The 12,852-nt window shown below is 69.7% G+C and carries 10 protein-coding genes and 1 tRNA gene; 3 read left to right on the forward strand and 8 right to left on the reverse strand.

All coding sequences use genetic code 11. The features are described from left to right. The first annotated feature begins 33 nt into the window (after positions 1-33). The gene (locus tag ACIBG8_RS29655; RefSeq protein WP_397346295.1) at positions 34-1,521 is read left to right on the forward strand and encodes a von Willebrand factor type A domain-containing protein; all 1,488 of its coding nucleotides are present in this window, start codon (positions 34-36) and stop codon (positions 1,519-1,521) included. Between the two features lie 119 nt (positions 1,522-1,640). On the opposite strand, the gene ACIBG8_RS29660 is transcribed toward ACIBG8_RS29655, so the two are convergent. Genes ACIBG8_RS29660 through rpmG form a run of 4 tightly spaced genes read right to left on the reverse strand, consistent with a single transcriptional unit; the run spans position 1,641 to position 3,328 of the window. Then, on the reverse strand, positions 1,641-2,186 hold the full coding sequence (locus tag ACIBG8_RS29660) for an EF-hand domain-containing protein (protein ID WP_397346296.1): 546 nt from the start codon (positions 2,184-2,186) through the stop codon (positions 1,641-1,643). After that, positions 2,183-2,890: a tRNA-dependent cyclodipeptide synthase gene (locus ACIBG8_RS29665; protein WP_397346297.1), complete on the reverse strand. Its 708-nt coding sequence runs from the start codon at positions 2,888-2,890 to the stop codon at positions 2,183-2,185. The genes ACIBG8_RS29660 and ACIBG8_RS29665 overlap by 4 nt, the downstream gene beginning before the upstream one ends. A gap of 31 nt (positions 2,891-2,921) precedes the next feature. Further along, complete coding sequence (locus ACIBG8_RS29670) at positions 2,922-3,167, reverse strand: type B 50S ribosomal protein L31 (protein WP_397346298.1); 246 nt, start codon at positions 3,165-3,167, stop codon at positions 2,922-2,924. After that, positions 3,164-3,328: a 50S ribosomal protein L33 gene (gene rpmG / locus ACIBG8_RS29675; RefSeq protein WP_397346299.1), complete on the reverse strand. Its 165-nt coding sequence runs from the start codon at positions 3,326-3,328 to the stop codon at positions 3,164-3,166. Before rpmG ends, ACIBG8_RS29670 begins: the two co-directional genes overlap by 4 nt. 106 nt (positions 3,329-3,434) lie before the next feature. On the opposite strand from rpmG, the gene ACIBG8_RS29680 reads away from it, so the two are divergent. Further along, a tRNA-Ala gene (locus tag ACIBG8_RS29680) sits at positions 3,435-3,507 on the forward strand. 171 nt (positions 3,508-3,678) lie between these two features. On the opposite strand, the gene ACIBG8_RS29685 is transcribed toward ACIBG8_RS29680, so the two are convergent. Further along, complete coding sequence (locus ACIBG8_RS29685; protein WP_397346300.1) at positions 3,679-4,332, reverse strand: TetR/AcrR family transcriptional regulator; 654 nt, start codon at positions 4,330-4,332, stop codon at positions 3,679-3,681. 124 nt (positions 4,333-4,456) lie between these two features. Here ACIBG8_RS29685 and ACIBG8_RS29690 point away from each other — a divergent pair, with 124 nt between their 5' ends. Beyond that, complete coding sequence (locus ACIBG8_RS29690; RefSeq protein ID WP_397346301.1) at positions 4,457-5,671, forward strand: oxygenase MpaB family protein; 1,215 nt, start codon at positions 4,457-4,459, stop codon at positions 5,669-5,671. A gap of 4 nt (positions 5,672-5,675) precedes the next feature. Here the strand turns inward: ACIBG8_RS29690 and ACIBG8_RS29695 are convergent, their stop codons facing one another. The 3 genes from ACIBG8_RS29695 to ACIBG8_RS29705 are packed head-to-tail and all read right to left on the reverse strand — an operon-like array spanning position 5,676 to position 12,848. Beyond that, positions 5,676-7,403: a non-ribosomal peptide synthetase gene (locus tag ACIBG8_RS29695; RefSeq protein ID WP_397346302.1), complete on the reverse strand. Its 1,728-nt coding sequence runs from the start codon at positions 7,401-7,403 to the stop codon at positions 5,676-5,678. Positions 7,404-7,419: 16 nt separating this feature from the next. Continuing rightward, a complete protein-coding gene (locus ACIBG8_RS29700; protein WP_397346303.1) occupies positions 7,420-12,666 on the reverse strand; it encodes an amino acid adenylation domain-containing protein in 5,247 nt (1,748 codons plus the stop codon). Next, complete coding sequence (locus ACIBG8_RS29705) at positions 12,663-12,848, reverse strand: MbtH family protein (protein WP_397346304.1); 186 nt, start codon at positions 12,846-12,848, stop codon at positions 12,663-12,665. Before ACIBG8_RS29705 ends, ACIBG8_RS29700 begins: the two co-directional genes overlap by 4 nt. Positions 12,849-12,852 lie beyond the last annotated feature (4 nt).

Here is a 12,852-nt window from a genome sequence, read left to right on the forward strand (position 1 = left end):
CCAAGTCCGTCGAACGGCTTGGAGGTGGTTGAAATGAAATTTCGCCCCATCGTGGTAACTGCCGGATTAGCGGGCCTGCTGGTGTTGGCGGGCTGCGGCGGCAGCGGCTCCCAGAGCGGCTCAGAGGAGAGAGCGCCTTCCGGCGTGCAACAATCGGCGGCCGCGAGCAAGGCGCCGATGCCTGCCAAATCCACCAACGCCGCAGACGAGGAAAAGGACACCACCCAGGCGCAGATCTCCACGTTCGCCCTCGACGTGGACACCGCTTCCTACGGATACGCCCGCCGTACCCTCAAGGAGGGCCGCTGGCCCGAGCCCGGCCAGGTCAGGCCGGAGGAGTTCGTCAACTCCTTCAGGCAGGACTACGCGCAGCCCGCCGACGACGGGTTCACCGTCCACGTCGACGGGGCCAGGCTGGCCGACGAGGACCAGGCCGTGGTCCGGGTCGGCCTGCAGACGCGCGAGGCGACCTCGGCCTCCAGGCGCCCCGCCAACCTGACGTTCGTCGTCGACGTGTCCGGTTCCATGGGTGAGCCGGGCAGGCTCGACCTGGTCAAGGACGCCCTGCGCACGCTGCTCGGCCAGCTCTCCCCAGGCGACCAGGTCTCGATCGTCGCCTTCAGCGACAGCGCCGAGGTGCTGGCCTCGATGACGCCGCTGGCCTCGCGGGACGAGCTGCTGAGCGCCGTCGACGAGCTGACGGTGAAGGGCGGGACGAACCTCCAGGCCGGGCTCGTCGAGGGGTTCAGGCAGGCGTCGCAGTCGTTCCGCCCGGTCGCGACGAACCGGGTCATCCTGCTCTCCGACGGGCTGGCCAACCAGGGCTCCACCGAGTGGCAGGCGATCCTCGACCAGGTCAAGGAGTACGCGGGCAAGCAGATCACGCTGCTGACCGTCGGCGTCGGCCGCGACTACGGCGACACCCTGATGGAGCAGCTCGCCGACAACGGCGACGGCATGGCGATCTACGTGAGCACGGTGGAGGAGGCGAACAAGGCGTTCACCTCGCAACTGCCCGGCAACATCGAGCTGCGGGCGCGCGACGCCAAGGCCCAGGTCGTCTTCAACCCTTCCGTGGTCGAGAAGTACCAGCTCATCGGGTACGAGAACCGGGCGATCGCCGCCCAGGACTTCCGCGACGACACCAAGGACGGCGGCGAGATCGGGCCCGGCCACTCGGTGACGGCCCTCTATTCCGTACGGCTGAAGCCGGGCGCGACGGGTCAGCTCGCCACGGCGACCGTGCGCTGGCAGGACCCCGACACCAGGAGCCCGTCCGAGGCCAGCAAGAGCGTGGACGCGGGGCAGCTCGCGCCCGCCCTGTGGACCAAGGCGCCGATGCGGCTCCAGGTCGACGTGGTGGCCGCGGGGTTCGCGCTCTACATGCGTGACAACCAGAAGGCGTTCGGGCTCGACCTGTCCTCGCTGGCCGAGCAGGCCCAGCGCCTGGCGCAGGCGGTAGAGGACCCGATGGTGACCGAGCTGTCCAACCTGATCACCCAGGCAAGCGCGGTCCGCTGACGGCTTGTGGCAGCTTGTGGCACCACTCCCTGTGACGGCACCCCCGCAGGCGCGCGCCCCGGCGCGGCGCTCGGCGGGAGTGCCGCCCCTGGGCGGGGTGCGGCCCCTGGCTGGTCTCCTTACGTCGGTTCTGGAAGGCGACCGAAGATGGGGACCTCGCTCGCGTTGCCGTAGTAGAAGTCGTAGATGGCCTGGGCGAACTCGTCCTTCGACAGCCGCCCGTCCCTGTTCTCGTCGAGCGTCTCGAAGGCTTCGCGCGCCGTACGTCCCTCCACGTCGTACGCCGCCCACAGCCGGAGATACTCCGCCCTGGTCAGTTTCTCATCGCCGTCGGTGTCGAGCGCGTCCCAGAGCGCGTCGCCGATCGGCCAGACGATTCTGGCCACGAACGCCAGCCGGTCCACGCCCTTGGACGTGGCGTGGTGAATGTAGGAGTTTCTGCTGATCCGTCCGGCGTCGTCGGTGCCGATGACGGCAACCGCGTTGTGCCAGGCGGCCTCGTAGGCGGATATGACGGTGGCGCGTTGTTCTGAGGGCTCTGGGATGCCCAGCCGGTCACATACGGATCTGGCGACCACGAGCATGTCGCGGCGGTCGAGAAATCCGTCGTGATCCATGTCGCTCGTGTCGAAGGCATAACCGGCATTCCGTGCATGTGAGTTCATGTCCCACCCCGGTAAAGAACCTGCGCCTCATGGTCCTCACCTGCGGCAATGCTTGTCAACCGAATTGTCAGAATTCCTTGACCCGAACTCGGAAACACGGGGAGCATTCCGGCGAAAAGCCAATTCGCCATGGGCATCACACGGGGGTAGCAGAACAACGACGTCCGGCTGCCGACGATCGACGGGGTGTCCAGGACGAGGGGAAGCTCGGCGAGCAGGAACGGGATGGCGTCTTCCACCTGTTGCTCGGACGGTGTGCCGCTGTCCACGATCGGGGCGAGCGCGGCCACGCAGTGCTCCCTGAACGTGGAGTCGGTGGCGAACAGGTGGCCGAGCTGGGCGCGCATCCGGGTGTAGGCGGGCACGCCGTACAGGTCGGTCCAGCTGAAGACGCCGACGTCGGTCGCCTCCAGGGCGTTCAGCGCGCGGGTGACCCGGTTGCGGGTGCTGTTGATCTCCGCGCGGGCCTTCTTGACGACCTTGTCCGGCCGGTACCCCCTGGCGGCCAGCGTGCCGGTCAGCTCCATGCCGGGCACCAGGACGTTCACTCTGGCGAACTGCCCTCGTGCCCAGCGCAGCAGCTCCGTGAGGACGGGGACGCTGAAAAAGCCGTTCAACGCGCTCACGCCGAGCAGGGCATGCTCCCGCTCGGCGAGAATGCGCGCGCACCGCGTGGTCAGCGGCTGTGCTTCGACGGTTCCCATGCAACGCACGGTAGCAACTGGTGACTGTAAGTCAGCGCTTGCCGTACCTCTGGTTGAACTTCTCCACGCGGCCCTCGGTGTCCACCAGGCGGTTCTTGCCGGTGTAGAACGGGTGGCTCGCGGAGGAGACGTCGACGTCGATCACCGGGTAGACGTTGCCGTCACTCCACTCGACGGTCTTGGTGCTGGTGGCCGTGGAGCGGGTGAGGATGGCGAAGTCGGCGCTCGGGTCGCGGAAGACGACGTTGTGGTAGGCGGGGTGCAGGTTCTTCTTCATCGTTCCTCCCGGAACAGGACGTGCTGGCGGATGGTGGGGTCGTACTTCGTGACGGAGAGGCGGTCTGGGGTGTTGCGCCTGCTCTTGGTGGTCACGTAGGTGTAGCCGGTGCCTGCCGTCGACCGCAGCTTGATCACCGGGCGGGTGTCCTTGGTCGCCATGGTGGTACTGCACCTCCTCTTGCAATGAAAACCGTTATCGCCCTCAACCATGGAGGTGGCTCGCGCATTCCCGGATTCCGATACACTTGCAACAGCCGCAAGGCGCGGGGCTATAGCGCAGCTGGTAGCGCACCTCCATGGCATGGAGGGGGTCAGGAGTTCGAATCTCCTTAGCTCCACGTGTAGAGCGTGCTGTTCGCAAGCCGGTGGCTTGCTCCCCAGCACGCTCCGCTGTTTACACGGGGGGCGACCCCCCGAACCCCCACGCGTGACGGTCGCCCGCCGCTCCGGCTGACCTGGAAGTCCCTGCAGGAAACACCTGAAGCCTGGCCCGTGAGGGTCGGGTTTTTTTATGTGGTGGTGGGGGGCTCCAGCATGGGGACGAGGAAGCGGCGGGCCACGGCGGCCAACTGGGTGTCGTCGTCCAGGTCGATGACGGCGCTGGGGATGGCCAGGAACGACGTGGAGATCCGGACCATCATCTCGGCCACCAGGTCGACGTCCAACACGCCTGAGACGTGGCCTGCGCGTTGTTCGCGGCGGAGTTGACCCGCGACGAACTGGCGGACCGTTGCCAGGGTCTGGCCGCCGTCCGCGGTCATCGAGGGGACCAGCAGGTCGGGCTCGGTGGACATGAGGCCGCCGATCAGGGGGTTGCTGCGGATGGCGCGCAAGGAAGTGACGAAGCCCAGGATCACCCGGTCGGCGGCGGTGGTCGCCTGCTCTATGTCCACGAGGAACCGGTCGAAGTAGCGGCGGAACTCCCTGCGTACCACGTGTTCGACCAGAGTGTCCTTGCTGTCGAAGCGCCGGTAGACGGTGATGCGCGACACCTTCGCCAGCCTCGCCACGTCCTCCATCGTCGAGCGCCGCAGGCCCATCCGGCAGAACTGTACGTATGCCGCGTCAAGGATGCGCGTCCGCAGCTCGTCGAGGTCGTCGACCCGCTCGACGGCGTCGACGTACGCGCGCTCCAGCAACGACTCCGACAGCACGGACTCCACGCTTACCTCCAGTAGGGGATTCTGCCTGAAATGTGGGCCTTGTGAGGCTCGTCACACTGTGCTCTGATGATGATGATACACGGACTCATGGTTTGTATCTGAGTATCATTCAGAAGGAGTGCAGATGGCAGAGTTGAGCAGGCGCGAGATACTGATCTCGGGCAGCGCCCTGGGCGCGCTCGGCGCGTTGGGGATCGCCTCCCCGGCCCAGGCGGCCACCGGCTGGGACTGGCCGGCCAGCGGTTCGATCGCCGGTTCCGGCAGCGGCGCCGACCCCCGGTGGGTGTGGGACGACGTCGCCGACCCGCTCCTCGCCTCGCTGTTCGACCGCGGGCTCATCCCCGAGGTCAACCGGCTCCTCTACGACTGGAACAAGAACGACCAGCCCCTGCCCGCCGGGCTGCCCGAGGACCTGCGGGCCTTCATCGAGCAGGCCCGCCAGTTACCGTCGTGGGCCGACCCGGCCAAGCTGGACGCCGGGGCCAGGTTCCACGCGCTCAAGGGCAACTACATCGTCGTCCTCACCATCGTCGGCGCCGGCATGCTGGCCACCGCCATCCCCAAGGAGGCCCGCGCGGTCTACTACTCCGCCGGCGGCGCGAACCTGAAGGACCGGATCGCCAAGACGAACATCCTGGCGTACGCGGTGAGGCCCCAGAACGCCTGGTCGGCCGGTGGCACGGCCGTGGTCGAGGCGGTGAAGACCCGGCTGGTGCACGCCGCGGTGCGGCACCTGCTGAAGTCCTCCCCGCACTGGTCGGGCCCGATCCCGATCAGCCAGGAGGACATGCTCGTCACCTGGCACACCCTGGCCACCTACTCCATGCGCGGGATGCGCGACTGGAAGGTGCGCATCTCCGCGGAGGAGGCCACGGGCTACCTGCAGTCGCTGCAGGTGATGGGCCACATGCTCGGCATCAGGGACGAGTTCCTCCCCGCCACCTGGGACTCCTCCTACGCCCAGTCCGACATCGTCCTGCCCAGGAACATGGGCCCGACCGCGGAGGGCGTCGAGCTGAACGGCATCCTGCGCGGCATGCTCGCCGAGCTGACCAGCCCAGGCGGCCTCGACAAGCCCATGGTCAACGCGTTCGCCAGGTACCTCACCGGCAACCAGGTGGCCGACTGGAACGGCATCCCGCACGAGCTGCTGTGGGACCCGGTGATCAGGACCGCCTGGCCGCTGCTGGTGAAGTTCCGCGAGGGCCTGATCGGGTTCCCGCTGGTGCCCGCAGCAGCCTGGCTCCTGGACGAGATGGTCAAGAAGTGGACCACGTACTACCTCACCAAAGGCGCCCAGACCAAGATCGTCATTCCCACCGGCAACCGCCCCAGCTGACCGCTCACCTCCTGCGCGCCTGGCGCCTGGCCGCCCGGTCGGTCCTGGCCTCCGCCGTACGGCTGGCGCCGGTCAGGTGGGCGGCCAGGGATGCGACCGTCGGGTGGGCGTAGAGCGTCGCCAGCGGGATGCGCTCGCCCAGGGACTCCTCCAGGCGTTGCTGCACCTGGGCCATCAGCAGCGAATGGCCGCCGATCTCGAAGAAGTTCTGGTCGGTGGCCACGGAGTCGACGCCCAGCACCCCGCGCCAGGCCGACGCGATCACCTGCTCCGGCCCGGTCAGCTCGGTCGTGTCGACCTTGCCGGTCGGGGTGAGCGGGAAGTCGTCCACCCGGACGATCACCGCGGGCAGCATGTAGTCCGGCAGCACGTCGGTCAGGGCCTTGCGCACGGTCGCGGGGTCGGCCGTCTCGCCGATGATGTGGGCGACGATCTGCTTCTCGCCAGGACGGAGCTCGCGGGCGGTCACCGACGCCTGGGTCACCTCGGGCAGCGCGGTCAGCGCCGCCTCCACCTCGCCGAGCTCCACCCGGTAGCCGCGGATCTTCACCTGCCGGTCCGCCCGGCCCAGGGAGAGGATGCGGCCGTCGGGTAGCAGGCGGCCCAGGTCGCCTGTCCGGTAGAAGCGGGTGCCGTCCGGAGTCGCGCCGAAGCGCGGGCTGTCGGAGCGCCAGTAGGACGCCAGGTAAGGGCCGTAGATGACGATCTCGCCCTCGGGCGACGGCTCAAGCCGCACGTCGAGGCCCGCCAGCGGCAGCCCGATCGGGACCACCCCGGCTCCCACGCCCTGCTCGGCGCAGATGTCCGCCACGGTCAGATGGTTCTGTACGGCGAAGCTGATCTCGGTGGCGCCGTAGCCGTTGACGAAGACCGCGTCCTCGCCGAAGTGCTGGGTGAAGCGGGTCAGGTCATCGCGGACCACCTCCTCGCCGCCCAGCAGGACCACGCGGATCGAGCTCAGCCTCCCGTCGCGGGGGAGGGCGTCGAGGAGGTAGCGGTACACCGTCGGGGTCGAGTGGTAGATCGTCACCCCGCGCGCGGTCAGGAGCTCGGCGAGCGCGGTGAGGCCGTGCACGCGCAGGTCCACCGGCACCGAGGCGGCGCCGTTGAGCAGCGCGGAGAAGCCGTCGGTCATCGCCATGTCGAAGCTGAACGACGACAGCACGCTCACCCGGTCGTCCGGGGTGATCCGCAGGTTCGCCGTGTGCGTGTCCACCTGGAACAGGGCGTTGGCGTGCGTCTGCACGACGCCCTTGGGGCTGCCGGTGGATCCCGAGGTGAACAGGATGTACGCCGGAGCGTCCGGAGAAACCGCCATAGAGAAGGTGCCGGGCGACAAATCGGTTATGTCGACCAGGGCGGCCGAAGGGGCCAGGCGCTCCGCCAGAGCGGCAAAACCCGGCGTCACCACGATGGCGTCCGGCTCTGCCAGCGCGGCCATCTGGGCCAGCCGTCCCGCCGGATAGCGGGGGTCCAGCGGGACGTACAGGGCGCCCGCCGACAGCGCGCCCAGGATGGCGGCCAGGGTGTCCGGGCCGTGGTCGAGCAGGATGCCCACCCTGGCCCGCCCGCGCAGGGCGGCCGCGATGGCCCCCACCCGCGCGGCGAGCTCCGCGTAGGTGAGGGTGCCGCCGTCGGCGATCACCGCGGGCCGGTCGGGGTGAGCGGCCACGGCCGCCAGAAAGCGGCCGTGGAGGGTCTGGGGCACGGCAGCCATCGGGGGTTCGGTCATGATGCGATCCAAGGGCTCAGCCATGGTGTGCTCCGGTCGCCGCCAGGCGCTTCTCGCGTTGCTGGATGCCGATCAGGTCGTCGGGCAGCGCGTCGGGCAGGTCGGTGTCGAGCCTGGCCAGCAACCGTGTGCGCAACCCCACGAGCGCGGCCAGGGCAAGCCCGAGACCGCAGATCACGTAGGCGAAGGCCAGCCCGCGCCCCGTGCCGGTGCCGATCACCGCGCCGACCGACGAGGCCAGCGCGCCGGAAGGCGTGAACAGCGGCTCCAGCCACGTCCCTGCCAGGGGAGTGAGCACGCCGAAGCCCACCGGGAACGCCGCCCACGAGATCGCCTGGTTGATGGAGATCACCCGCCCGTGGAAACGCTGCGGCACCTTCACCTGGATGATCGTCATGTAGATGCCCTGGCTGAGCGCCAGCCCGAACCCGGTGCCGAACACGCCGACCGCGATCAGCAGCAGGTTCGGCCGCAACCCGGTGACCAGCACCGAGGCCGCCACCAGCAGCGTGAACGTCATCAGCCTGACCATCCGCCCGCGCCTCGGACCGCCCCACAGCGACATGAGCAGCCCGCCCAGCACCGCGCCCAGCCCCTCGGCGAACGCGACCGCGCCCACGTCGGCCGTGGTGCCGAAGCCGAGCACCAGCGGCGAGACGAGGAACAGCGGCGCGGCCAGCAGCAGGTTCAGCACGGAGAAGTAGATGAGCATCGCGCGGAAGCCCCTGGTGCCCCACGACAGCCGGAATCCTTCGGCCATCTCGGTGAGCAGCGGTTCGCGGCGCTTTCGCCCCATCAGGTCGGGGAACCGTACGGCCAGCAGGACGCCGATCGCGACCGCGTAGCTGACCATGTCGAGCACCAGGATGCCGCCCAGGTCGATCGCGGCGAGCAGCCCGGCGGCGATGAGCGGCATGACCAGCATGGCCGTGCCGTTCACGAGCTGGGCGATGCCGTTGGCGTGCCCGAGGTAGCGCTTGGGCGCGAGCTGCGGGATCGCCGCGGTGTAGGCGACGCGCTGGAAGACCGAGGCGATGCCGAGCAGCCCGACGAGGGCGAGGATCGGGCCCACCGACGTGCCGCCGGAGAACACGACGGCGGCCATGCCCACCTCGCAGGCCATCGAGGCGAGGCTGGCGAGCAGCAGGATGCGGCGCTTGTCGTACCGGTCGGCGAGCGCTCCGGCCAGCGGCATCGCGATGAGGCCTGGCGCGTAGGCGACCACGCCGAACAGTCCGAACAGGACCAGCGACTGGGTCTGCAGGAGGATCCAGACCGGGATCGCCCACTGGGTGAGCGCCGAGCCGAGCATGGAGACCAGCTGCCCGGCGGTGACGGACAGGAAGCGCCGCATGTCGGGCTTTACCCCGCCGCCGGACGAGCCGTCCGCGTGGTGGACCCCTTCCAGCCACCAGCTCGCCTCAGCGGGGTGCGGCTTGGGGGAGAGGTCCAGGTGCGTGGTCGAGAGGATCTCGGCCAGCTCGTCCGCGCGGTGCTTGACGAAGAAGTGCCCGGCCTCGTCGAGGATCACCAGCGCGCTGGTGTCGGTGAGGAACGTCCACTCCTTGAACCGCTCCTGGTGGTAGTCGGTGAGCGGGTCGCGCTCGCCGACCACCGAGATGATCGGCGCGTCCAGCGGCTTGGCGCCGTCCTCCAGGAGCTGGGTGAAGTACGCCTCGGCGTTGCGGGTGTCGTGCCGCATGTTGGCCACGATGCGGTCGGCCTGCGACGGGTCGATCTCGTCCATGTCGACGCCCATCGACTTCAGCCAGTTGGCGTGCGAGCGGTTGCTGCCCTTGCTCTCCAGCCAGGTGATGAACCGGCTGAAACGCCCCGGCGGCTGGGCCGAGGGGAAGACGCCGCCGGTGTAGACGGCGCGCACGTCCCTGCCCGCCTCCTCCAGCCGCCTGGCCAGCTCGACCACGAGCGCGCCGCCGACGCCGCAGTGCCCGTAGAGCACGATGGGCCCCTGGACCCGGTCGAGCACCTCGTCCGTGCACCGCTCGGCCAGCTCGTCGAACGGCAACGCGTCCTCGTCCAGCCCCACGTCGTGCCCGGGGATGGCCAGGGAGTAGAGCGCGTGGCCGGGCGGGAGGGCCTCGGCGAGCGGTAGGTAAACCACCGCGCTGCCGCCGCCGTAGGGGATGCAGACGTAGGAGACCTCAGCGACGCCGCCCGGCTTGGTCAGCTGGTAGAGCAGCCTGCCCTCGGCGGCAGAATCCGAGGAGACCAGTTCGGCGAGTTGCCTGATGGTCGGTGCCTGGAACAGGTCCATCACGCTGACCTGCCGCCCGGTCACGTCGGTGATCTTGCGGAGCTTGGCGACCACCCGGGTGGCCAGCAGCGAGTGCCCGCCCAGGTCGAAGAAGTCGTCGTCGATGCCCAGCGTGGCGATGCCGAGCACCTCGGCCCAGATCTCGGCGATCTCCCGCTCGATCTCGGTGCGCGGCGCGACGATCTCGGCGGCCACCAGCCGCTGGCCCTCGGGGGCCGGGAGCGACTTGCGGTCGAGCTTGCCGTTGGTGGTCTGCGGGAACCGTTCCATGGTGACGAACGCCGTGGGCACCATGTGGTCGGGCAGCCGCTTGCGCAGCGTGGCGCGCAGCTCGGCCAGGTCGGGCTCCTCGGTCACGGCCAGGTAGCCGACCAGGCGCTTGTCGCCGGGCACGTCCTCGCGGACCAGCACGGCCGCGTCGCGTATGCCGTCCTGGTCGCGCAGCGCCGACTCGATCTCGCCCAGCTCGATGCGCAGGCCGCGCAGCTTGATCTGGCCGTCGGTCCTGCCGAGGAACTCCAGGGTGCCGTCGGGACGCCAGCGGGCCAGGTCGCCGGTGCGGTACAACCTGCTGCCCGGCTCGCCGTACGGGTCGGGGACGAACTGCTGCGCGGTCAGCGACGGTCGCCGGTGGTAGCCGCGAGCCACCTGCACGCCGCCGACGCAGAGCTCTCCCGGCACGCCCACCGGCTGCGGGCGCAACGCCGCGTCCAGGACGTACAGGGTGGTGTTCTGGATGCCGCCGCCCAGCGGGGCGATGGTCTCGCCGTCCAGGCGGTCGGCGGTGACCGGCCACCAGGTGACGTCCATGGTCGTCTCGGTCGGTCCGTAGATGTTGACCAGCCTGCAGCCGGGCAGCGTGCGGGAGAAGCGGGCGCCGACGTGCGCGGGCAGCGCCTCGCCGCCGCTGGTGACCACGCGCAGCGACGTGCAGGTGGAGATGTCCTCCTCCAGGAACACGGCGAGCATCGAGGGGACGAAGTTGGTGATCGTGACCCGCTCTGCGTTGATCAGGTCGCGCAGGTAGGCGGCGTCCTTGTGGCCGCCTGGCCTGGCCAGCAGCATGCGGGCGCCGGTCTGCAGCGGCCAGATGAACTCGCGCATCGACACGTCCGCGCTCATCACGGTCTTCTGCAGCATCGTGTCGCCAGGCCCGAGGCCGATGCGGCGCTGCATGTCGTCGATGTGGTTGACGGCGGCGCTGTGCGGCGTCGACACCCCCTTGGGCCGCCCGGTGGACCCCGAGGTGTAGATCATGTAGGCGACGTTGTCCGAGGTCACCTCCATAGACGGATTTTTCGCGCCTTCGCCTGCCCACACCGAGGGGTCGTCCAGGAGCAGGACATCGGTTGGCGGCAGCAGATCCGTCAGATGCCTCTGGGCCAGCAACACCGGCGCCTGCGCGTCCTCGACCAGGAACGCCAGCCGGTCCACCGGATACTCGGGGTCCAGCGGCACGTAAGCGCCGCCCGACTTCATCACCCCGAGGATCGCCGCGACCAGCTCGAACGAGCGTTCCGCGCACACCCCGACCAGCGTCTCCGGCCCGACCCCGCGCCGGCGCAGCCCGTGCGCGATCCGGTTGGCGCGCTCGTTCAGCTCGGCGTAGGTGATCGTCTCGCCCTCGAAGGTCAGCGCGGCCGCGTCCGGCGTCCGCGCCACCTGCTCCTCGATCAGCCCGTGCAGGGTCTTGTCGGAGGGGTACGGCACGGCCCGGTCGTTGCGCCCCTCGACCAGCCAGGACCGCTCGCCCTCGCGCAGCAGCTCCAGCGCCGAGACCGCGGTGCCGGGACGGGCCACGGCGTCGGTGAGCAGCGACACGTACCGCTCGACCAGCGACTCGGCGGTCGCGTGGTCGAACAGGTCGGAGCTGTACTCCAGGCGGCACTCGCCCGAGGTGAAGTCGAACGACAGGTCGCGCCTGGCCGTCCCGTTGCCGAACGCCGTGCCCGACTGCGGCAGGTAGTTGATGCTGATCTGGAACAGCGGCTGCACGCCGGGGTCGCGGCGCGGCGCGATCGCCTCCACGATCTTGTGGAACGGCACGTCCTGGTACTCCCACGCCTCCAGCACCAGCTCGCGCTCGCGCTCGACGAGCTCGTCGAACGTGGGGTCGCCGGACAGGTCGCTGCGCAGCACCACGTTGTTGACGAACATGCCGATCAGCGGCACCAGCTCCGGCCGGTCGCGCCCGGCGACCAGCGCGCCGACCACGATGTCCTGCTGGCCGCTGAGCCGGTGCAGCAACGCGGTCAGCCCGGCGAGCAGCACCATGAGCGTGCTGCCCCTGTGCCGCCTGGCCAGCGCCTCGACGTCGGCCATCAGCGAGGTGCCGAGGGTGAACGTCACCTCGCCGCCCTTGAACGACGGCGTGGAGGGGCGCGGCCGGTCGGTGTGCAGGGCGTGCACGGGCGGCAGGTCGGCCAGCTTCTCCTTCCAGTACTCCAGCGCGTCAGCCGAGAACGCGTCGCGCTGCCACGCGGCGTAGTCGGCGTACTGGATCGCCAGCTCCGGCAGGTCGGCCGGCCGGGCCTCGACGGCCGCCGCGCACAGCTCCAGCACCTCGGCGGCCAGGTTGAGCTGCGAGGTGGCGTCGACGACCGTGTGGTGGGCGACGATGGCCAGCCACCACTCGTCCGGCGCCAGCCGTACGATCACGGCCCGCCAGAGCGGGGCGGCGTCGAGCGGGAGGTCGAGCGCGGCCAGCGCCTCCAGCACGCCGTCGGTGGAGTCGACGACCGTCGCCTCGACGGGCACCTCGTCGTGCACGACCTGCATCAGGTCGCCGTCCGCGACGGTGAAGCAGGTGCGCAGCGTCTCGTGCCTGCGCACCACCTCGGCCAGTGCGTCGGTGATCGTCGCCGCGTCGAGCGGCAGCGGCAGCACGACGCGGTCGACGACGTTGTAGACGGGCGAGTCGCCGGCCAGCTGGGCGGCCAGCCAGACCCGCTCCTGCGCGAACGACGCGGGCGTCACCCACTCACTCATGCGTCGCCTCGCACGCTCAGCGGGCGCATGTCGGTCCACACCTGTTCGATGTGGGCCAGGCACGCGTCCTTGCCGCCGGTCACGCCGGTCTCGCGCCAGCCGGCGGGCACCGGGGTGCCCGCCGCCCAGATGGAGTACTGCTCCTCGTCGTTGACGACGACCAGCCAGTCCTGCTCGGGCACTGCT

It is taken from the genome of Nonomuraea sp. NPDC050556 (assembly GCF_044457355.1).
GTDB lineage: Bacteria > Actinomycetota > Actinomycetes > Streptosporangiales > Streptosporangiaceae > Nonomuraea.

Bases quoted from the DNA above. Each gene is read 5' to 3' on its own strand.
- ACIBG8_RS29655 (WP_397346295.1), top strand. From the start codon at position 34: ATGAAATTTCGCCCCATCGTGGTAACTGCCGGATTAGCGGGCCTGCTG.
- ACIBG8_RS29660 (WP_397346296.1), bottom strand. From the start codon at position 2,186: ATGAACTCACATGCACGGAATGCCGGTTATGCCTTCGACACGAGCGAC.
- ACIBG8_RS29665 (WP_397346297.1), bottom strand. From the start codon at position 2,890: ATGGGAACCGTCGAAGCACAGCCGCTGACCACGCGGTGCGCGCGCATT.
- ACIBG8_RS29670 (WP_397346298.1), bottom strand. From the start codon at position 3,167: ATGAAGAAGAACCTGCACCCCGCCTACCACAACGTCGTCTTCCGCGAC.
- rpmG (WP_397346299.1), bottom strand. From the start codon at position 3,328: ATGGCGACCAAGGACACCCGCCCGGTGATCAAGCTGCGGTCGACGGCA.
- ACIBG8_RS29690 (WP_397346301.1), top strand. From the start codon at position 4,457: ATGGCAGAGTTGAGCAGGCGCGAGATACTGATCTCGGGCAGCGCCCTG.
- ACIBG8_RS29695 (WP_397346302.1), bottom strand. From the start codon at position 7,403: ATGACCGAACCCCCGATGGCTGCCGTGCCCCAGACCCTCCACGGCCGC.
- ACIBG8_RS29700 (WP_397346303.1), bottom strand. From the start codon at position 12,666: ATGAGTGAGTGGGTGACGCCCGCGTCGTTCGCGCAGGAGCGGGTCTGG.